General features: G+C 58.8%; 18 protein-coding genes. 5 read left to right on the forward strand and 13 right to left on the reverse strand.

All coding sequences use genetic code 11. From position 1 onward, the window contains the following. Positions 1-7: 7 nt before the first annotated feature. The 3 genes from ACYZTU_RS27615 to ACYZTU_RS27625 form a co-directional block, all read right to left on the reverse strand. Positions 8-937, reverse strand: coding sequence for an SdiA-regulated domain-containing protein (locus tag ACYZTU_RS27615; protein WP_461966976.1), 930 nt, complete (start codon positions 935-937; stop codon positions 8-10). A 216-nt stretch (positions 938-1153) separates the two neighbouring features. After that, on the reverse strand, positions 1154-1819 hold the full coding sequence (locus tag ACYZTU_RS27620) for a fumarylacetoacetate hydrolase family protein (RefSeq protein WP_461966978.1): 666 nt from the start codon (positions 1817-1819) through the stop codon (positions 1154-1156). A gap of 36 nt (positions 1820-1855) precedes the next feature. Next, complete coding sequence (locus ACYZTU_RS27625; protein ID WP_461966980.1) at positions 1856-3250, reverse strand: FAD-binding oxidoreductase; 1395 nt, start codon at positions 3248-3250, stop codon at positions 1856-1858. Between the two features lie 204 nt (positions 3251-3454). Here ACYZTU_RS27625 and serA point away from each other — a divergent pair, with 204 nt between their 5' ends. Beyond that, positions 3455-4684 carry a phosphoglycerate dehydrogenase gene (gene serA / locus ACYZTU_RS27630; protein WP_449646078.1) on the forward strand — a complete coding sequence of 410 codons (1230 nt, stop codon included), beginning with the start codon at positions 3455-3457 and terminating at the stop codon, positions 4682-4684. A gap of 62 nt (positions 4685-4746) precedes the next feature. Here serA and ACYZTU_RS27635 read toward each other — a convergent pair whose 3' ends face one another. After that, positions 4747-5172, reverse strand: a complete 426-nt coding sequence (locus tag ACYZTU_RS27635; RefSeq protein WP_461966982.1) for a DUF4399 domain-containing protein — start codon at positions 5170-5172, stop codon at positions 4747-4749. A 135-nt stretch (positions 5173-5307) separates the two neighbouring features. On the opposite strand from ACYZTU_RS27635, the gene ACYZTU_RS27640 reads away from it, so the two are divergent. Further along, entirely contained in the window at positions 5308-5895 is a 588-nt protein-coding gene (locus ACYZTU_RS27640; protein WP_461966983.1) for a transporter substrate-binding domain-containing protein, read from the forward strand. 36 nt (positions 5896-5931) lie between these two features. Here the strand turns inward: ACYZTU_RS27640 and ACYZTU_RS27645 are convergent, their stop codons facing one another. After that, positions 5932-6417, reverse strand: a complete 486-nt coding sequence (locus ACYZTU_RS27645) for a 2-thiouracil desulfurase family protein (RefSeq protein WP_461966985.1) — start codon at positions 6415-6417, stop codon at positions 5932-5934. Between the two features lie 2 nt (positions 6418-6419). After that, positions 6420-7052 carry a 2OG-Fe(II) oxygenase gene (locus ACYZTU_RS27650; RefSeq protein WP_461966987.1) on the reverse strand — a complete coding sequence of 211 codons (633 nt, stop codon included), beginning with the start codon at positions 7050-7052 and terminating at the stop codon, positions 6420-6422. 108 nt (positions 7053-7160) lie between these two features. Here ACYZTU_RS27650 and ACYZTU_RS27655 point away from each other — a divergent pair, with 108 nt between their 5' ends. Next, positions 7161-7913, forward strand: a complete 753-nt coding sequence (locus ACYZTU_RS27655) for a DUF2059 domain-containing protein (RefSeq protein WP_449646073.1) — start codon at positions 7161-7163, stop codon at positions 7911-7913. Between the two features lie 121 nt (positions 7914-8034). On the opposite strand, the gene bipL is transcribed toward ACYZTU_RS27655, so the two are convergent. Further along, the gene (gene bipL / locus ACYZTU_RS27660; RefSeq protein ID WP_461966989.1) at positions 8035-8982 is read right to left on the reverse strand and encodes a phospholipase BipL; all 948 of its coding nucleotides are present in this window, start codon (positions 8980-8982) and stop codon (positions 8035-8037) included. A 97-nt stretch (positions 8983-9079) separates the two neighbouring features. Here bipL and ACYZTU_RS27665 point away from each other — a divergent pair, with 97 nt between their 5' ends. Both ACYZTU_RS27665 and ACYZTU_RS27670 read left to right on the forward strand, forming a co-directional pair. Beyond that, complete coding sequence (locus ACYZTU_RS27665; protein WP_461966991.1) at positions 9080-9661, forward strand: DUF6436 domain-containing protein; 582 nt, start codon at positions 9080-9082, stop codon at positions 9659-9661. Between the two features lie 109 nt (positions 9662-9770). Next, positions 9771-12170 (forward strand): penicillin acylase family protein, encoded by a 2400-nt coding sequence (locus tag ACYZTU_RS27670; RefSeq protein ID WP_461966993.1) that lies wholly within the window; start codon positions 9771-9773, stop codon positions 12168-12170. A 3-nt stretch (positions 12171-12173) separates the two neighbouring features. Here ACYZTU_RS27670 and ACYZTU_RS27675 read toward each other — a convergent pair whose 3' ends face one another. The 6 genes from ACYZTU_RS27675 to ACYZTU_RS27700 form a co-directional block, all read right to left on the reverse strand. Then, positions 12174-13139 (reverse strand): GlxA family transcriptional regulator, encoded by a 966-nt coding sequence (locus ACYZTU_RS27675; RefSeq protein ID WP_461966994.1) that lies wholly within the window; start codon positions 13137-13139, stop codon positions 12174-12176. A gap of 296 nt (positions 13140-13435) precedes the next feature. After that, positions 13436-14326: an ABC transporter permease subunit gene (locus ACYZTU_RS27680; protein WP_461966996.1), complete on the reverse strand. Its 891-nt coding sequence runs from the start codon at positions 14324-14326 to the stop codon at positions 13436-13438. Further along, entirely contained in the window at positions 14323-15204 is an 882-nt protein-coding gene (locus ACYZTU_RS27685) for an ABC transporter permease subunit (protein WP_461971029.1), read from the reverse strand. Before ACYZTU_RS27685 ends, ACYZTU_RS27680 begins: the two co-directional genes overlap by 4 nt. Positions 15205-15239: 35 nt before the next feature. Further along, a complete protein-coding gene (locus ACYZTU_RS27690; RefSeq protein WP_461966998.1) occupies positions 15240-16382 on the reverse strand; it encodes an ABC transporter ATP-binding protein in 1143 nt (380 codons plus the stop codon). A gap of 70 nt (positions 16383-16452) precedes the next feature. After that, positions 16453-17550: a polyamine ABC transporter substrate-binding protein gene (locus tag ACYZTU_RS27695; RefSeq protein ID WP_461967000.1), complete on the reverse strand. Its 1098-nt coding sequence runs from the start codon at positions 17548-17550 to the stop codon at positions 16453-16455. A gap of 188 nt (positions 17551-17738) precedes the next feature. Beyond that, positions 17739-18851 (reverse strand): polyamine ABC transporter substrate-binding protein, encoded by a 1113-nt coding sequence (locus ACYZTU_RS27700; RefSeq protein WP_461967001.1) that lies wholly within the window; start codon positions 18849-18851, stop codon positions 17739-17741. Positions 18852-19011: the final 160 nt, after the last annotated feature.

The raw sequence follows: 19011 nt of genomic DNA on the forward strand, positions 1-19011 counted from the left end.
GCAGCTCCTACCGTTGTTTTTCGAAACGGTAGAACAGGTTCGGTTCGCTCACGATGTACAGCGTACCCACATCGTCCATGGTTACGCCTTCGGCGCGAGGGATGGTTTTCTTCAGACCATTGAAGCCGCCCAGCAAGGTCATGAAGCTGACCTGCTCGCCCTTCTCGTCCAGCTCCAGCAGCAAGTGGGAGTCGGCGGACAACACCAGGGTATGACCGGTGCGCGGGTCGATGGCCAGGGCCGAGAGGTTGCGGATGTCCAGGTCATCATTGGCAAATTGCTGCTTGTCGCCGGTGAGTGTCTGGCCATCGTTGCTTTTCCAGGTGAACAACGCCGGTGGACGCTCTTCACCCAGCAACATTTGCTGATTGCGCGAGTCCCAGACAATGGCTTCGAAGGCCTTGTTTTGGTCTTTCGAAGGGCCGAGGTCGTATTTCGGGAAGTGGGCGATATTCAGCTCGCGGGTGTCAGCGTCAACTTTGACGATGGAAAGCATGTGTTGGCGTTCATCGACGATGGCCAGCAGACCGTTACCCATCACGGTCACGCCTTCCGGGTTGCTCCAGCCCACCAGCGGCATCTTGCGCAGCACGTCACCCTGCAAAGTCAGTTCGACCAGAAACGGATTTTTTCCCATGACCGAAAACAGGGTTTTGGACTGCGGATCGTAGGCCAGGTCCGACGCTTCGTCCTTCTCCATGCCCGGCAGCATTTTGGCGTCGATCACGGCCCGGTAATCCGGCAGCCAGATGCTCTCCTGACGTTCGGCGGTGCTTTCGAAACGCTCCAGCACCCAGAGCACACCACGGTCATCCCAATGCATCGCAAACGCGAGGCCATACACGGCGGCGGCCCCCAGCAAAAGCCAGGAATACCAACGCATGACAAAGCGCGAGCGGCGGGCAGTTTTAAGCGTGGGCAGCGGTTGGGTGACCATCGAGGGATGCGTTCCAGAAATTCAGGCTAAGGGTAATAGCATAATTGGGATCGGCTCAGACGCCGCAAGTCCCGGAATTATCCGGACGAGATGTGAAAAAAACGGGAAATGGCGGGAAAGCCCTGTGCGGGCAGCCAAGTTCAAAAGATCGCAGCCTTCGGCAGCTCCTACAGAGGTCGGTGTAGGAGCTGCCGAAGGCTGCGATCTTTTGCTTTTTTAGCGGACGCTGATGGTGAAGCTGCTGGCGCCTGGCAATTCCAGCACCAGTTCATCACCGACATTCAGCGGACCGACGCCAACCGGCGTACCCGTCAGGATCACGTCACCGGCCTGCAGCGAGAAGCAGCCGGCCATGTGCTGGATCATCGGCACGATCGGGTTAAGCATCGCGCTGCTGTTGCCGTCCTGGCGGACTTCACCATTGATGGTCAGGCGGATGCCGATGTCGGTCAGGTCAGCGAACGTGCTGCCGGACACGAAGGGCGCAATCACCGCCGCACCGTCGAAGGACTTGGCGATTTCCCACGGCAGGCCCTTGGATTTCAGCTCGGCCTGCTTGTCGCGCAGCGTCAGGTCCAAGGCCGGAGCGAAGCCGGAGATAGCATCGAGTACTTCTTCACGGTTTGGCTTGGTCGACAATGGCTTGCCGATCAACACCGCGATTTCCGCTTCGTAATGCACCGAGCCCCGTTCGGTCGGAATGCTGAAACCGCCTTCCAGCGGTACTACGCAACTGCCCGGCTTAATGAACAGCAGCGGTTCTGTAGGCACCGGGTTGTCCAGTTCCTTGGCGTGTTCGGCGTAGTTGCGGCCGATGCACACCACCTTCCCGAGCGGAAAATGAATACGCGTACCGTCGACATACTGGTGCTGATAGCTCATTACCGACTCCTGTTTCGTAGCTCTCAAATTCAAAAGTCAAACAGCGAAAATCTTGCCCGGGTTCATGATGCCGTTCGGGTCGAACACCGCTTTGACGGCTTTCATGTACTCGATCTCAACCTTTGATCGGCTATAGGTCAAGTAGTCACGCTTGGTCATGCCCACGCCATGTTCGGCGGAAATCGAGCCGTTGTACTTCTCGACGGTTTCGAACACCCACTTGTTGACGGTCGCGCACTTGGCAAAGAACTCGTCCTTGCTCAGGTTCTCCGGCTTGAGGATGTTCAAGTGCAAGTTGCCGTCGCCGATGTGGCCGAACCAGACAATTTCGAAATCCGGGTAGTGTTCGCCGACGATCGCGTCGATTTCCTTCAGGAACGCCGGGACTTTCGACACAGTGACCGAAATGTCGTTCTTGTACGGCGTCCAGTGCGAGATGGTCTCGGAGATGTATTCGCGCAGCTTCCAGAGGTTCTGCAGCTGGGTTTCGCTCTGGCTCATCACGCCGTCCAGTACCCAGCCCTGCTCGACACAGTGCTCGAAGGTTTCCAGGGCGTGGTTAGCCACTTCTTCGGTGGTCGCTTCGAATTCCAGCAGCGCGTAGAACGGGCAATCGGTTTCGAAAGGCGCCGGCACGTCGCCGCGAGCCATCACCTTGGCCAGGGCTTTGTCGGAGAAAAATTCGAAAGCAGTCAGGTCGAGTTTGCTCTGGAACGCGTGCAGCACCGGCATGATCGAGTCGAAATCGGCAGTGCCGAGGACCATCGCGGTAAGGTTCTTCGGCGCGCGGTCCAGACGCATGGTGGCTTCGACCACAAAACCGAGGGTGCCTTCTGCGCCGATGAACAACTGACGCAGGTCGTAACCCGTGGCGTTCTTGATCAGGTCTTTGTTCAGTTCCAGCAGATCGCCTTTGCCGGTGACGACTTTCATGCCCGCGACCCAGTTGCGGGTCATGCCGTAGCGAATGACCTTGATCCCGCCGGCATTGGTGCCGATATTGCCGCCAATCTGGCTGGAACCTGCCGAAGCGAAGTCCACCGGGTAGTACAGGCCTTTTTCTTCAGCGACGTTCTGCAGGTGTTCGGTGACCACGCCTGGCTGGCAGACCGCTGTGCGGTCGGTCAGGTTCACGTCGAGGATCTGGTTCATGTAGTCAAAGGACACGACGACTTCGCCATTGGCGGCCACGGCAGCAGCGGACAGACCGGTGCGACCGCCGGACGGCACCAATGCAACGTTGTGCTCATTGGCCCAACGAACAATGGCCTGAACCTGCTCGGTGGTCTTGGGGAACACGATGGCGGTTGGGGCCGGGGCGAAATGCTTGGTCCAATCCTTACCGTAAGCATTCAGGGAGTCGGCATCGGTCAGCACCTTGCCAGGCTCAACCAGGGTCTTCAGCTCTTCAATCAGGGCAGGATTGGTCATCGACAGAACTCTCGAACAATTCATGGTCATCCTGAGAACGCTTCACGTCGCAGGAATGAGTGTTTAGCGGGGTGCATATGCTAGCATACCGACCCCGCAGCATAGTGCCCAACGGCTGTTCTGCGGCGACGGCATTCTTGTCGTCCGGGTCAGCGTCTGCTGGCTATTTCCTGCCATTTTTCTCCGGGATACAGGTTTACGCAGATGAGCAAGACTTCTCTCGATAAGAGCAAGATCAAGTTCCTTCTTCTCGAAGGCGTCCACCAATCGGCTGTCGACGTCCTCAAGTCGGCGGGCTACACCAGCATCGAGTACCTCACAGGTTCTCTGCCGGAAGCCCAGCTGAAGGAAAAGATCGCTGATGCGCACTTCATCGGCATTCGCTCGCGCACTCAACTGACCGAAGAGATCTTCGATCAGGCGAAGAAACTGGTCGCTGTCGGCTGTTTCTGCATCGGCACCAACCAGGTCGACCTCAACGCGGCTCGCGAACGCGGCATCGCGGTGTTTAACGCACCGTACTCCAACACTCGTTCCGTAGCGGAGCTGGTGCTAGCCGAAGCGATCCTGTTGTTGCGCGGCATTCCTGAGAAGAACGCTTCCTGCCACCGTGGCGGCTGGATCAAGAGCGCGGCCAATTCCTTCGAAATCCGCGGCAAGAAGTTGGGTATCGTCGGTTACGGCTCGATCGGCACTCAGTTGTCGGTCCTGGCTGAAGGCCTGGGCATGCAGGTGTACTTCTACGACACCGTGACCAAGCTGCCATTGGGTAACGCAACACAAGTTGCCAGCCTGACCGAGCTGCTGGGCATGTCCGACATCGTCACCCTGCACGTTCCGGAAACCGCTGCGACCCAGTGGATGATCGGCGAGAAAGAAATCCGCGCAATCAAGAAGGGCGGCATCCTGATCAACGCGGCTCGCGGCACCGTGGTCGAGCTGGACGCCCTGGCGGACGCGATCAAGGACAAGCACCTGATCGGCGCGGCCATCGACGTATTCCCGGTGGAGCCACGCTCCAACGACGAAGAGTTCGAAAGCCCGCTGCGTGGCCTGGACAACGTGATCCTGACCCCGCACATCGGCGGTTCCACCGCTGAAGCGCAAGCCAATATCGGTCTGGAAGTGGCAGAGAAGCTGGTCAAGTACAGCGACAACGGTACGTCGGTATCGTCGGTGAACTTCCCGGAAGTAGCGCTGCCGGCTCACCCTGGCAAGCACCGTCTGCTGCACATCCACGAGAACATTCCGGGTGTGATGAGCGAGATCAACAAGGTCTTCGCCGAAAACGGCATCAACATTTCCGGTCAGTTCCTGCAGACCAACGAGAAAGTCGGCTACGTCGTGATCGACGTCGACGCCGAATACTCGGAGATGGCGCAAGAGAAGCTGCAGCACATCAACGGCACCATTCGTTGCCGCGTGTTGTTCTGATAGCGACTTGAGCGACAAAAAAGGGAGACCCTCGGGCCTCCCTTTTTCATGCCTGGGGAAACTTACTTCACAGTCACGGTGATTTTCTTCGACACGATTGGCGGATCGAACGGAATGTGACCACTGTCGCCCAGCTCAAGCTGCAAGGTGTGCTTGCCTGGCGGCAGCTTGATGGTGGCTTCGGTCTGCGCCTTGCCGAAATGCATGTGGTTGGCGTCGGTCGGAATCGGCTGGCCAGCGGCGGGGAGCTCTTTGACGTCGATCAGCAGGTGGTGGTGACCGGTGTGCTTGGTGACATCGCCCGCCGGGGCCAGAGAGATGTCCTTGACGCCGAACTTGACCTTGAATTCCTGTGGCACCGTGGCACCGTCTTCCGGGGAAACGATGAACGCTTCTGCTCCCTTGGGAGCCGGAGTGGCAGCCGTTGCCAGCATCGAAGCACCCAGCAACAGGCCAGCCAATGCTGCTCGTGACATAAAGGTTTTCATTCTCTTCTCCAGTTTTTTCGTAAAATCCGCGTGGCCATGACAACTTCACGGCCATTCGTTGTCGAAAGCTCTCGACAACCATAGCAAAGCGAGCCTGAATCAGAGCATCGCGATAATGAATTCAAAGGAGTGACCATGCGTTTTTTGCCTGGCCTGATCTGCCTGCTACCCCTCTTGAGCCCTTTGGCTCATGCCGAACTGATTGACGATGTAAACGACCGTGGCGAATTGCGCATCGCTCTTGAGGCTAATACACCGCCGTTCAATTTCAAGGACGATGGCAATCTAACGGGTTTCGAGGTCGAATTGGGCCAACTGCTGGCCAACGAACTGGATGTACGGGCCGACTTCGTCATTACCGATTCCAGCGATCTGCTGCAAGGTGTTGAAACCGGTAAGTACGACGTCGCCATCAATCACATAGCAGTGACCCCGGACCTCAAGGATCGTTTCGACTTCAGCGAACCTTACAGCTACACCAATGCACAATTGATCGCGCAGAAGGAAGAGCAACCGCGCTCGATGCTGCTGGTGCAAGCCTTGACGGAAGAGAAGCCGAAAGTCGGCCCGACCGTGAGCCTGGCGATTCCGTTTCAAAAGGGTAACCCGGCGTTTCATGCCAGCCTGGAGAACGCGTTGCAGCGGATCAAGGCGGATGGGCGACTGGAAGCGTTGTCGCAGAAGTGGTTTGGGTCGGATACGAGTGTGCCGCCCAAACCGTAAGACACTGAAGATCCCACAGGGGTTTTGTGTAAGACGTTACATCAGGTTGGTCAGGGCCTGTGCAGCTTGCGGCAACTCCAGCTCGCTGAAAACCTGGACACCGTGACGCTTGAGCAACGCCGCAGTAACACCTTCACCACTCACCTTCACACCACTAAACGTCCCGTCATAGGTCAACAAATTCCCGCAAGACGGGCTGTTGGCCTTGAGCACGGCGATCCTGATGCCGTGCTTTTGCACCAGTTCCAACGCCTGATAAGCCCCCGAGAGAAACTCGGCGCTGACGTCCTCGCCCTCGGTGGTGATCACTGAGGCGTGGCCATCAAGCACTTCACCACCCTGCCCGCCCGGAATCTCCGCCGCTGCCCTCGGCGTCGGCAAGCCACCGGCAACCTCCGGACACAACGGCACCACCCGACCTTCATCAAGCCACTGCTGAAGTTGATCGAAAGGACCGCTGGCCCCGCCGTCGTAACGTACGCGGTGGCCCAGCAGGCAGCGGCTAACCAGAATTTTCTGCATGATCAGAACGGCTCGTTGCCACGACGCCGGAACCAGCCGGTCAACGACAGGCGATCTCGGGTCGCGGGTAGGACTTCGTGGGGCACCTCGCCCGACAGGAACACCACCAGGCATCCGCCGGCAGGGACTACATCGTATTCGACACTTTCATCGAGGTACATGCGCAACTGGCCGCCGTGCTCGGGTAGCCAGGCGTCATTGAGGTAAACCACCGCCGACACCATGCGCCGGTCGTCATCACGAAAACGGTCGACATGCTTGAGGTAGAAAGCGCCGGGCGGGTACAGGGCGAAATGGCTTTCGAAATCTTCCAGGCCCAGAAACAAACCGCGATTCATCGCCTCGCGCAGGCTGTCCATCAATTCCAGATAGCTGTCGCAAGCATCGGCCTGGCCGGGCTCGATCCACTGGATATGGTCGCCGCGAATCCCCTCGCGAATCTCGGATGTCGGCCCGCGCCCCACGGCGGCCGGGGTCAATTCGCCCTCGGCAGCACGTTTACGGCACTCAGCCGCCAGTTCCAGGGTCAGAGCCTTGGGCAGGAAAATATTCTGCTGCGACCAGCCGTGTTCAGCCAAGTCGTCGACGATACGTAACAGCAGCGGGTGATCAGAGGGTATTGGCATGGCGCGCATAGTATTCCTGTGCCCGAAAATCCGACAGAGCCGCGCAGCGGCTTGATACGAATTCTCGACAAGTCCGTATGCCGCACGGAGAATAGTCACCTGCTGACAGGAGTCCCTATGCGCCGTTTGCTTTTCTCAATGCTGATGTTCTGCGTTATGCCCGCTTGGGCAGACGGCCACGACCAGTTGTACAAGGTCGCCGGCTGGCCAGAACAACGCGCGCATTTCAACGACGCTCTCTCGGCCGCTCAGCAGCGGTATCAGAACAGCCTGCCACCGGCCGTTTTCCAGGCGTTGGTGAATAACAGCAATCAGCGCTTTGCCCCCCAGGCCGTGGACCAGCGCGCCGAAGCGCAATTGCGCAAGACCCTTGCCGATCCGAAACCCGCGCTGGCGTTCTTTCAATCGCCCTTGGGCAAGAAAATCGTCGCCGCCGAACTGCTCGCGACCCGTCGCGATCAACTGGCAAAAAACGCCAAGGGTTTACCCAAGATCCAGGCCAGCGACAGCCGCCTGTTGATCATCGGCCATCTGGCTCAGGCCCTGCCCGCTCGCGAGGCTGGCGCTGAAGTCAGCCTGGCGATTGCCGGTGTCGCGGCCGACAGCCTCAGTTCGATGATCCCCGGCCTGCTCGGCGGTGGTCAGGCTCAAGGCATGTTGAACGGTCAGCGTCAGCGCTTGATGGACCAGATAGGCAGCGATCTGAACAACACGCTGTTGTATGTCTATCGCGACCTGTCGGATAACGAACTGGAAGAGTTCGCCACGTTTGCCGAGTCTGACGAAGGCAAAGCTTATTACCAGGCAGCATTGGCGGCGATTCGCGCGGGGCTGGCGGTGGGGCAGAGTACGCCGAGCCTCACCCAATAATCTGCAGCGCGTTTGAGATTGCCTTCGCGGGCAAGTCGGACCGCCGCACCGCTCGCTCCTACAGGGAAATGCATTCCAATTGTAGGAGCGAGGCTTGCCCGCGAAGAGGCCATCACTGCCGCTAAAGATTTCGCCCCTTGATCCGCTTGCTCAAAAACCCGAAATACTCCCGCCGCATCGCCAACGTCTCATTCGCCAAATGATGTCGAGCCTGCGGCAACATCAGTACCTGCGGCCGATCGAACTTGCCCCGCAACACTTCAAGGTTATGCTCCCAATCCACGGTCATGTCCGCCTGCCCCTGAACAATCAACGGTCGCCGGGGACTGCTCGGTGCGGCTTCGATGCGTTTGATCCAGCACGCCAACGCACCGACCCAGGCGGTCGGCAAACGTAGCGGCTGCAATGGATCGGCTTGCAGGAAGGGCAAAAATCCCGGGTCGTTGGAGTTTTCGCTGAAGCGCCGGGCGATGGCTTTGACGAAAGGCTTGAGCAGGTAATAGCTGAGCAGCGACCAACCCCAGGCCCGCGGCCTCACCAGCGGTGACAACAGGATTACCTGTCCCTGGGCCGGACTGCTGGCGCCCTGATTGAGCACATGATCGATCACGATCGCGCCGCCAGTGCTTTGCCCGCACAGGTGCCACGGCTGCGGCAGATCAAGGGACAACGCCTCGGCGAACAATCCTTGCAGCGTGCCCTGATACTCGGCGAAATCCTTGATACTCGCCCGTTCACCACTGGACAGTCCGTGCCCCGGCAGGTCGCAGGCAATCACCGCAAAATCCTGATCCAGCGCCCACTCGATCACATGCCGGTAAAGTCCGGTGTGATCGTAAAAGCCGTGGAACAAAAACAGCGTCGCCTTCGCCCGCTCGGGCCACCAGACCTGGCTGACCACTTCATAACCATCGACCTCGAACCGCCCAAGGCTACTGCGCACATTACGCCCCGCAAAATCCAGCCCGTAGAACCGCTGGTAAGCCAGCGCTTCCACCGACAGCGGCTGCCTGTCGGCCAGTGGCCGCAGGCTGGCACGCAGATGATCGGGATCGAAAGTGGCAGACATGAGCAATTCCAGAACGTGAAACGGACTTTATGGGCCTGCGATATTCATCTGTCGCGGCAAGCATGGCAAGCTAGCCGACCTTCGAGGATTGAAACCCATGCGTTCGCCCTACCGCGCCACACTGCTTGCCAGCCTGCTCGCCCTCGTGTGCGCCGGCGTGCTGTGGGTTGCTTACGACTGGTTTCAGGCCCGCTACCTGCGAGCGTTCAGCGAGCATACTGCGGTGTTCTCCGGTGACCCGCTGCGCCTGCCCGATCATCTCGCCGGCCCCGGTGCCATCCGCCTCGTGCACTTCTGGGACCCGGCCTGCCCGTGCAATGTCGGTAACCAACAGCACCTGAGCGAACTGGTAGAGCACTACGTACCGCAAGGCGTGGAGTTTTATGCGGTACAAAAGCCTGGCAGCCACGGTCAGTTGCCGAGCACTTTAAGCAGCCTGAAAAGCATCGCCGTCCTCCCAGGTTCCGAACAGATCCCCGCCAGCCCGGCCGTGGCGATCTGGGATCGCAGCGGCAAACTGGCGTATTTCGGCCCATACAGCGAAGGCCTGACCTGCAATTCGAACAACAGCTTTATCGAGCCGATTTTGCAAGCGTTGAACGAAGGGCGCGCGGTGAATGCCACGCACACGCTGGCGGTGGGTTGTTACTGCCCGTGGCCGGTCGATACAACGAAGTGAGGCTGACAGGAGACGCGAATACCTCCTAAGTGCGATGGCCTTATCGCCAAGCCGTGTTAAAACAGTGCCGCCAGGGATCTGCTGCCACTCATAACAACAAGGAATCAACATGAAACGTAGCTTGACCGTTCTCGCCCTGCTGATTGTCGCGCTCGCCGCAGGTGCAGGTTGGTACGTCTACAGCAAGCAGCCGACACGCCAGGGCATGGTGGAGCTGCAACACCTGCAAGGTTCGGTCACCGTGCGCTACGACGAGCGCGGCATCCCGCACATCCGCGCTGAGAACGAAACCGACCTGTACCGCGCCCTCGGGTACGTGCACGCCCAGGACCGGCTATTTCAGATGGAAGTCCTGCGCCGCCTCGCCCGCGGAGAGCTGGCCGAGGTGCTGGGCCCGAAACTGCTCGACACTGACAAGCTGATGCGCAGCCTGCGCATTCGCGAACGCGCCGAAACCTACCTGGCGAATATGGACAAACAGTCGCCGACCTTTATCGCCATGCAAGCCTATCTGGACGGCATTAACCAGTATCAGGACAGCCATCCAAAACCCGCAGAGTTTGACGTTCTGGGCATCCCCAAACGCCCGTTCACTGCTCAGGACACCATCAGCATCGCCGGCTACATGGCCTACAGTTTTGCCGCGGCGTTTCGCACCGAACCGTTGCTGACCTTCGTGCGCGATCAGTTGGGCGCCAACTACCTGAACATCTTCGATCTCGACTGGCAGCCCAAAGGTGTACTCAACGGCAGCACGCCGCCCCTCGCCAGTATCGACTGGAAAGATCTCAACACCCTCGCCCGCCTTAGCGAACAGGCACTCGCCGACAACGGCTTGCCGCAGTTCGAGGGCAGCAACGCCTGGGTCGTCTCTGGAGGCCAAACCAAAAGCGGCAAACCGCTGTTGGCCGGCGACCCGCATATCCGCTTTTCCGCGCCGTCGGTGTGGTATGAAGCGCACCTCTCGGCGCCGAGCTTTGAGCTCTACGGTCACTATCAGGCGTTGATGCCGTTCGCCTCCCTCGGGCTGAACCGCGATTTCGGCTGGAGCATCACCATGTTCCAGAACGACGACCTCGATCTGATCGCCGAGAAGGTCAACCCGGACAACCCCAATCAGGTCTGGTATCGCGGCAAGTGGGTGGACATGGTGACCAGCGAACAGCAGATCGCGGTCAAGGGCCAGGCGCCGGTGACACTGGTGCTGCGCCAGTCGCCCCACGGTCCGATCGTCAACGATGTGCTGGGCAGCAGCGTCGGCAAAACACCAATCGCCATGTGGTGGGGGTTTCTAGAAAGTCAGAATCCGATCCTTGAAGGCTTCTACCAGCTCAACCGCGCCGACACCCTGGCCAAGGCGCGCAGTGCCGCGGCGAAGGTTCAAGCGCCGGGTCTGAACATCGTCTGGGCCAACGCCAAGGGCGACATCGGCTGGTGGGCAGCAGCGCAATTGCCAAAACGTCCGGCGGGTGTGCGCCCGGGGTTCATCCTCGACGGCAGCACCGCCGAAGCGGACAAGGAAGGTTTCTACCCGTTCAGCGCCAACCCACAGGAAGAGAACCCGGCACGCGGTTACATCGTTTCGGCCAACTTCCAGCCGGTGTCGCCAACCGGCATGGAGATTCCCGGTTACTACAACCTGGCCGATCGAGGTCAGCAGCTTAACCGCCAGCTCAGCGACAAAACCATCAAGTGGGATCTGGACGCCAGCCAGAAACTGCAACTGGGCACCACCACTGCCTACGGCCCGCGCTTGCTGGCGCCACTGCTGCCGGTATTGCGTGAAGGGGTGAGCGATCCCGCCGAGCTCAAACTGGTTGAGCAACTGGCCCAGTGGAAAGGCGACTACCCGCTCGATTCCACCAGCGCCACGCTGTTCAACCAGTTGCTGTTCAACCTGGCTGACGCGACCATGCACGATGAGCTGGGCAATGACTTCTTCGAAACATTGCTGTCGACCCGGGTGATTGATGCGGCATTACCGCGACTGGCCGCGACCCCCGATTCGCCGTGGTGGGACAACCGCAACACCCTCGGCAAGGAAACCCGCGCCGATACGGTCAAGGTTGCGTGGCAAGCGAGCATCGCTCACCTCAAGACCACCCTCGGCGCCGATTTCGCACAATGGCAGTGGGGCAAGGCGCACACGCTGACGCATGGCCATCCGCTGGGGCAGCAAAAGCCGCTGGACCGTCTCTTCAATGTCGGCCCGTTCGCGGCGCCAGGCACTCACGAAGTGCCGAACAACCTTTCGGCGAAAATCGGTCCGGCGCCATGGCCAGTGACGTATGGTCCGTCGACCCGCCGCCTGATCGACTTCGCCGACCCCGCCCACAGCCTGACCATCAACCCGGTCGGCCAGAGCGGCGTGCCGTTCAACAGCCACTATGACGACCAGGCTGAGGCGTTTATCGAAGGGGTCTACTACCAGGCGCATCTCAATGATGAAGAGGTTGCGGCCAATACGCGGAGCACGTTGAAGCTGTTGCCGGCGCGGGCTGCACCCTAAAAATCAAACCATCGCCGCAAAGTTCAGCCTGAACTGCTGCGGCGTCACCCCCAGCCTGCGGTTGAACACACTGCGCATGTGCTGGGCATCGCGAAACCCGCACTGATAAGCCACGGTTTTAAGCGGCGAATTTGTGCTTTCAAGCAGCACCCGCGCCGCATCCACCCTGGCCCGTTCGACGAATTCGGCCGGGGTGATTTTCGCCTCTTTGGTAAACACCCTGGAAAAGTTGCGGGCACTCATGTTGGCGGCGTTGGCCAGGTCGGCAATCGTCAAATCGCCCGTCAGGTTGGCCAACACGTAGAGCTGCACCAGTGCCACGGCAGAAGTGGGTTCGGCGTGTGGCGTGAGGAATGGGCTGAACTGTGACTGCCCGCCGGAGCGCTGAGTGAACACCACCAATCGTTTTGCCACACTCAATGCAACTTCCGGCCCGTGATCCCTGGCCAGCAAGTACAGCGACAGGTCAATCCCCGCCGTGACACCCGCCGAGGTGTAGAGGTCGCCGTCCTCCACGTAAAGGCGATCAGCTTCGACCTGAGTCAACGGGCACAACTGCGCCAGCGCCGCGGCGTCGCCCCAATGGGTGGTCACCGTTCGCCCTTCCAACAATCCGGCCCGGGCGAGCATGAACGCGCCGTTGCAGATCGAGCCAAAGCGTCGCGCCAGCGCGCAGGCATCGCGAAGCCAGGCATCGAATGCCGCACCGAAATCCATGAACGGCAACTGCGGCCCACCGGCCACCAACAGCAAGTCATAGGCCGCCAGCGCTTCGCTGAAATGCCGATGGGCATTGAGTGACAAACCGTTGGAACACGGCATCACCCCGCGCTCAACGCCGATCACCTCCAGTCGATAGTGATCTTGCGGCTCGAGGAAACGATTGGCTTCTGAAAACACATCCATGGGACCGGTGACGTCCAGGGACTGAACGCCTGCGAACACCACAATGGCAACGGTTTTACTCATGGCATGAATCGCCTTCTATGGCACTGGACTGAATATGAGTCATCGCGCGACCTGTAGCAGCAGCCTCGCAGGCTCGGCAGCTGCTACAGGGCGTGCGTGCAGGTTATCCAGTTCAACCCTAGCCAATCCTCGCGCAACAAGCGAGTTTGGCGCGATGTGCCTGCTTGGGCATCAAGCCAGGCTTCAAGCCGATGAACTTCGTCGAGATCATCCGCAAGTCGCCTTGGATGTCCTGAAGCACACATAAAAAAACCTCACTGCCTTTTCAGGGAGTGAGGTTTTTTATACGACCGATTTTAAGCCGCTTCCGGCGCCGGGGCGCGACGAGCGTCCGGTTGTTTCCAGGAGTCAGCAGCACCTTCCTCGATCGCCTGCTGAATTGCCCGTTTGCGCGCTTCTTCGGCACGGCGGCTGAAGAACCAGACCAGGAACGTCATCAGCGATACCGCCAGCAGAATCAGGCTGGCCACGGCATTGATCTCGGGTTTCACGCCCAGACGCACCGCCGAGAACACTTCCATCGGCAGGGTCGTGGAACCTGGGCCGGACACGAAGCTCGCCAACACCAGGTCATCCAGGGACAGGGCGAAGGACATCATGCCGCCGGCCCCCAAGGATGGCGCGATCATCGGGATGGTGATCAGGAAGAACACCTTCCATGGCCGCGCACCGAGGTCCATGGCCGCTTCTTCGATGGACAGGTCCAGCTCACGCAAACGCGCCGACACCACCACCGCCACATACGCCGCACAGAACGTGGTGTGGGCGATCCAGATGGTGAGGATCCCCCGCTCCTGTGGCCAACCGATCATCTGCGCCATGGCCACGAACAGCAGCAACAGCGACAGACCGGTGATCACCTCGGGCATCACCAGCGGCGCGGTAACCAAGCCACCGAACAGCGTGCGTCCCTTGAAATGGGTGATACGGGTCAGGACGAACGCGGCCAATGTACCCAGCGCTACCGCCGCCACCGCCGTGTAGCAGGCAATTTCCAGCGAGCGCACCACCGAGCCCATCAATTGCGTGTTGTCCATCAAACCGACGTACCACTTGATCGACCAGCCACCCCACACCGTCACCAGTTTGGAGGCGTTGAACGAGTAGATCACCAGGATCAGCATCGGCGCGTAGATGAACAGCAAACCCGCTACCAGCATGAAACTTGAGAAACGGAAGCGCTTCATTCCTTGCCCTCCATTTCTTTGGCCTGACTACGGTTGAACAGGATGATTGGCACAATCAGGATCAGCAACATAACCACTGCCAGGGCAGATGCCACCGGCCAGTCGCGGTTGTTGAAGAACTCTTGCCAGAGCACTTTACCGATCATCAGGGTTTCCGGACCGCCTAGCAGTTCCGGGATCACGAACTCGCCCACGACCGGGATGAACACCAGCATGCAGCCGGCGATGATGCCGTTCTTGGACAGCGGAATGGTGATCTTCCAGAAGCTGTTGAAGGTGCTTGAGCCGAGGTCGGACGCCGCTTCCAGCAGACTGTTGTCGTGCTTCACCAGGTTGGCGTAGAGCGGCAGGATCATGAACGGCAGGTATGAGTAAACCACGCCAATATAGACCGCGAGGTTGGTGTTGAGGATCTGCAGCGGTTCATCGATCCAGCCCATGGTCATCAAGAAACCGTTGAGCAGACCGTTGTTGCTGAGGATGCCCATCCACGCATAAACGCGGATCAGGATCGCGGTCCAGGTCGGCATCATGATCAGCAGCACCAGCACCGTTTGCATCTCTTTGCGGGCACTGGCGATGGCGTAGGCCATCGGGTAGCCGATTGCGAGACAAAGGATGGTGCTGATCAGCGCCATCTTCAACGAGCCGAGGTAAGCGGCAATGTACAGTTCGTCGCCGGCCAGCATCGCGTAGTTGCCGAGGTTAAGCAGCAACTGCAGTTTCTGTTCGGCGAAGGTATAGATCTCGGTGTACGGCGGAATGGCCACGTCGGCTTCGGCGAAGCTGATCTTCAGGACAATGAAGAACGGCAGCATGAAGAACAGGAACAGCCAGATGAACGGAACCCCGATGACCAGTTGGCGGCCACCGGGAATTATTCGGTTAAGACGGCGTTTGAATTTGCGCATGTTCATGAGCGAAGTACCACGCCGCTGTCGTCTTCCCAATACACGTAAACCTGGTCACCCCAGGTCGGACGCGCGCCACGGCGCTCGGCGTTGGCAACGAAGGACTGGACGATCTTGCCGCTTGGCAGCTCGACGTAGAATACCGAGTGCCCGCCGAGGTAGGCGATGTCATGCACCTTGCCGCTGGACCAGTTGTATTCGCAGGTCGGCATGTCTGGCGTCACCAGCAATTTTTCCGGACGAATCGCGTAGGTCACGGATTTGTCCTGCACCGAGGTGCTGATGCCGTGGCCCACATAAATCTGACGGTCCAGGTCCTTGCAGGTGATGGTCGCGTGGCCTTCGGCGTCGTCGATCACTTCACCGTCGAAGATGTTGACGTTGCCGATGAACTCGCAGACCAGACGGCTGGTCGGGGTTTCGTAGATGTCGATCGGGCTGCCGATCTGGGCGATCCAGCCCAGGTGCATGATCGCGATGCGCTCGGCCATGGTCATGGCTTCTTCCTGGTCGTGGGTCACCATGACGCAGGTTACGCCGACCCGCTCGATGATCTCGACCAGCTCCAGCTGCATTTGCGAACGCAGCTTCTTGTCGAGCGCACCCATCGGTTCGTCGAGCAGCAACAGCTTCGGCCGCTTGGCCAAGGAACGCGCCAACGCCACACGCTGACGCTGACCACCGGACAACTGATGCGGCTTGCGCTTGGCGTACTGCGTCATCTGAACCAGCTTGAGCATGTCCGCGACACGGGCATCGACTTCAGCGGCGGGGATTTTGTCCTGCTTGAGCCCAAAGGCGATGTTCTGCGCCACGGTCATGTGCGGGAACAAGGCGTAGGACTGGAACATCATGTTGATCGGCCGCTCGTACGGCGGCATGTCGGTGATGTCTACGCCATCGAGGAAAATGCGCCCCTCCGTGGGCCGTTCGAAGCCTGCGAGCATGCGCAGCAACGTGGACTTGCCCGATCCCGAGCCGCCGAGCAGGGCGAAAATCTCACCTTTCCTGATTTCCAGGGACACATCGTCCACGGCAATCGTCTCGTCGAACTTCTTCGTGACCCGGTCGATTTTGACCAACACCTGTTTAGGTGATTGGTCGCCCTCGAGGGCTTTCTTATAGGCGCCGGAGGCAACTGCCATTTACGAAACTCCCAACAAAATTTTCAGTTCGCCCGAGGCGAGCGAACCTTGGATAGTTTGAGCCTTGCAGCTATTTACCCGACTTGACCTTGGTCCAGCTGCGGGTCATCAAACGTTGAATGTTTGGTGGTAACTCGATAGACACGTAAGTCTTGTCGAGGACTGCTTGCGGTGGATAAACCGATTCGTCGGTGCGAATGGACTGCTCCATCAATTTGTCCGACCCTGGGTTAGGGTTGGCGTAACCCACGTAATCACTGACCTGAGCGATCACCTCAGGCTTTAGCAAATAGTTGATGAAGGCATGGGCTTCCTTGACGTTGGCCGCATCCTTGGGGATCGCCAGCATGTCGAACCAGAGCGCGCCGCCCTCTTTCGGAATCGAGTAGGCGATGTTCATGCCTTTGCCGGCCTCAGCCGCGCGGGCCTTGGCCTGGAACATGTCGCCGGAAAAACCGATCGCCACGCAGATATCGCCGTTGGCCAGGTCCGCGATGTATTTGGAAGAGTGGAAGTAGGTCACGTAAGGCCGCACTGCCAGCAACTTGGCTTCGGCCTTTTTGTAGTCTTCGGGGTTGGTGCTGTTGGCGTTCAGGCCCATGTAGTTGAGGACCGTGGGCATCATTTCATCGGCGGAGTCGAGGAACGCCACGCCGCAGCTGTGCAGCTTCTTGATGTTCTGCGGCTCGAACACCACATCCCAGGAATCGATCTTGTCGAGGCCAAGTACTGCCTTCACTTTGTCGACGTTGTATCCGATGCCGTTGGTGCCCCACAAATACGGCACGGCGTACAGGTTACCCGGATCGTTTTGCTCCAGACGCTTGAGCAGCACCGGGTCGAGGTTGGAATAGTGGGTCAACTTGGACTTGTCGAGCTTCTGGAAAGCGCCCGCCTTGATCTGCTTGCCAAGGAAGTGGTTGGACGGCACGACCACGTCATAACCGGTACGCCCGGCCAGCAACTTGCCTTCCAGGGTTTCGTTGGAATCGAAAACGTCATACACCGGCTTGATGCCGGCCTCTTTCTGGAAGTCAGCCAGGGTGGTCTGACCGATGTAGTCAGACCAGTTATAAATATGCACAGTGCCAGCCGCCTGGACACTAACGGCAAGCGTCAGCCCGGCGCCGACCAGCAGTGCACTGCGCAACAAAGAAAAAATAGGCACGTGGAGGTCCTCTAAAATGAGTTGGGCCCAAGTTGCCCCGCGTTACATGACAGCCATGGCTGCCTGGCAACAAAACCGGCGCGCAACTTACCCTCGAAAAACCGTTCCAGCAAAACTTTCTGTCATTTAATTACACCTGTCGCCGTCACCGCGTAGGCGACGACAACAGTTTGTTGCCTCAAACCGGCTTATTTACCGGATTTAATCTTGGTCCAACTGCGAGTCATGATCCGCTGGGTCGCGGCCGGCAAGTCGGCAATCGCATACAGCTTGGCCAGCACGTCCGCTGGTGGGTAGATGCCTGGGTCGCCGGTGATGTCTTTATCGACCAATGCGGTGGCGGCCGCGTTACCGTTCGGGAAGCGTACGGCGTTGGTGATTTCGGCCATGATTTCCGGCTTCTGCAGGAAGGTCATGAACTTGTAGGCGCCTTCGACGTTTTCGGCATCTTTAGGGATGGCGACCATGTCGTAGAAACTGCCCGCACCTTCTTTCGGAATGTTGTAGCTGACTTTCACCTTGTCACCAGCCTCAGCCGCGCGGGACTTGGCCTGGTAGATGTCACCCGAATAACCCACAGCGACACAGATGTTGCCGTTGGCCAGGTCAGAGATGTACTTGGACGAGTGGAAGTAGCCCACCGAAGGACGAATCTTCAGGAACAGTGCTTCGGCTTCGGCCAGTTGTTTTTTGTCCTGGCTGTCGGTTGGATAGCCCAGGTAGTGCAACGCCACCGGAATCATCTCGGTTGGCGAATCAAGGAAACTGATACCGCACGACTTCAACTTCGCGGCGTTTTCAGGTTTGAAGATCAGGTCCCAGGAATTGGTTGGCGCATCGGCACCCAGTGCAGCCTTGACCTTCTCGGCGTTGAAGCCGATACCGATCGAACCCCACATGTACGGGAACGCGTGTTCGTTGCCCGGGTCGCTCACGGACACTGCTTTAAGCAGGTCAGTGTTCAGATTCTTCCAGTTAGGCAGCTTGGACTTGTCCAGCTTCTGGTAAACACCGGCCTTGATCTGCTTGGCCAGGAAGTTGTTCGACGGTACGACGATGTCGTAGCCGGACTTGCCTGCCAGCAACTTGGCTTCCAGGGTTTCGTTACTGTCGAATACGTCGTAAACAACCTTGATCCCCGACTCGGCTTCGAACTTCTCGACGGTGTCCGGTGCGATGTAATCGGACCAGTTGTACACGTGAAGAACCTTGTCGTCCGCCTGAACTGCGCCCGCCATCACGCCCATCAGGGACATGGCGAGGAGGGTCTTGCCAGCTATCTTCTTACCTAATGCCTTCATGGGTAATGCTCCAATTTTTCTTTTTAACCACGTTCTTGTTAACCAAGAGCCAGCGGCCTATTCCTGGGCAACTAAAACAACCGGTAGTCTGGCAAGATCCGAGGCAGGCTTTCAAGGAAAGACCCATCCTTTGTTTGCGCTGAGCGAAATGCGAACTTCG

Source organism: Pseudomonas sp. HLT2-19-2, assembly GCF_054898005.1.

Coding starts and splice junctions, on each gene's coding strand:
- ACYZTU_RS27615 (WP_461966976.1), bottom strand. CDS start 937: ATGGTCACCCAACCGCTGCCCACGCTTAAAACTGCCCGCCGCTCGCGC.
- ACYZTU_RS27700 (WP_461967001.1), bottom strand. CDS start 18,851: ATGAAGGCATTAGGTAAGAAGATAGCTGGCAAGACCCTCCTCGCCATG.
- ACYZTU_RS27620 (WP_461966978.1), bottom strand. CDS start 1,819: ATGAGCTATCAGCACCAGTATGTCGACGGTACGCGTATTCATTTTCCG.
- ACYZTU_RS27655 (WP_449646073.1), top strand. CDS start 7,161: ATGCGCCGTTTGCTTTTCTCAATGCTGATGTTCTGCGTTATGCCCGCT.
- serA (WP_449646078.1), top strand. CDS start 3,455: ATGAGCAAGACTTCTCTCGATAAGAGCAAGATCAAGTTCCTTCTTCTC.
- ACYZTU_RS27635 (WP_461966982.1), bottom strand. CDS start 5,172: ATGAAAACCTTTATGTCACGAGCAGCATTGGCTGGCCTGTTGCTGGGT.
- ACYZTU_RS27675 (WP_461966994.1), bottom strand. CDS start 13,139: ATGAGTAAAACCGTTGCCATTGTGGTGTTCGCAGGCGTTCAGTCCCTG.
- ACYZTU_RS27645 (WP_461966985.1), bottom strand. CDS start 6,417: ATGCAGAAAATTCTGGTTAGCCGCTGCCTGCTGGGCCACCGCGTACGT.
- ACYZTU_RS27640 (WP_461966983.1), top strand. CDS start 5,308: ATGCGTTTTTTGCCTGGCCTGATCTGCCTGCTACCCCTCTTGAGCCCT.
- ACYZTU_RS27625 (WP_461966980.1), bottom strand. CDS start 3,250: ATGACCAATCCTGCCCTGATTGAAGAGCTGAAGACCCTGGTTGAGCCT.
- ACYZTU_RS27665 (WP_461966991.1), top strand. CDS start 9,080: ATGCGTTCGCCCTACCGCGCCACACTGCTTGCCAGCCTGCTCGCCCTC.
- ACYZTU_RS27650 (WP_461966987.1), bottom strand. CDS start 7,052: ATGCGCGCCATGCCAATACCCTCTGATCACCCGCTGCTGTTACGTATC.
- ACYZTU_RS27690 (WP_461966998.1), bottom strand. CDS start 16,382: ATGGCAGTTGCCTCCGGCGCCTATAAGAAAGCCCTCGAGGGCGACCAA.
- bipL (WP_461966989.1), bottom strand. CDS start 8,982: ATGTCTGCCACTTTCGATCCCGATCATCTGCGTGCCAGCCTGCGGCCA.
- ACYZTU_RS27670 (WP_461966993.1), top strand. CDS start 9,771: ATGAAACGTAGCTTGACCGTTCTCGCCCTGCTGATTGTCGCGCTCGCC.
- ACYZTU_RS27680 (WP_461966996.1), bottom strand. CDS start 14,326: ATGAAGCGCTTCCGTTTCTCAAGTTTCATGCTGGTAGCGGGTTTGCTG.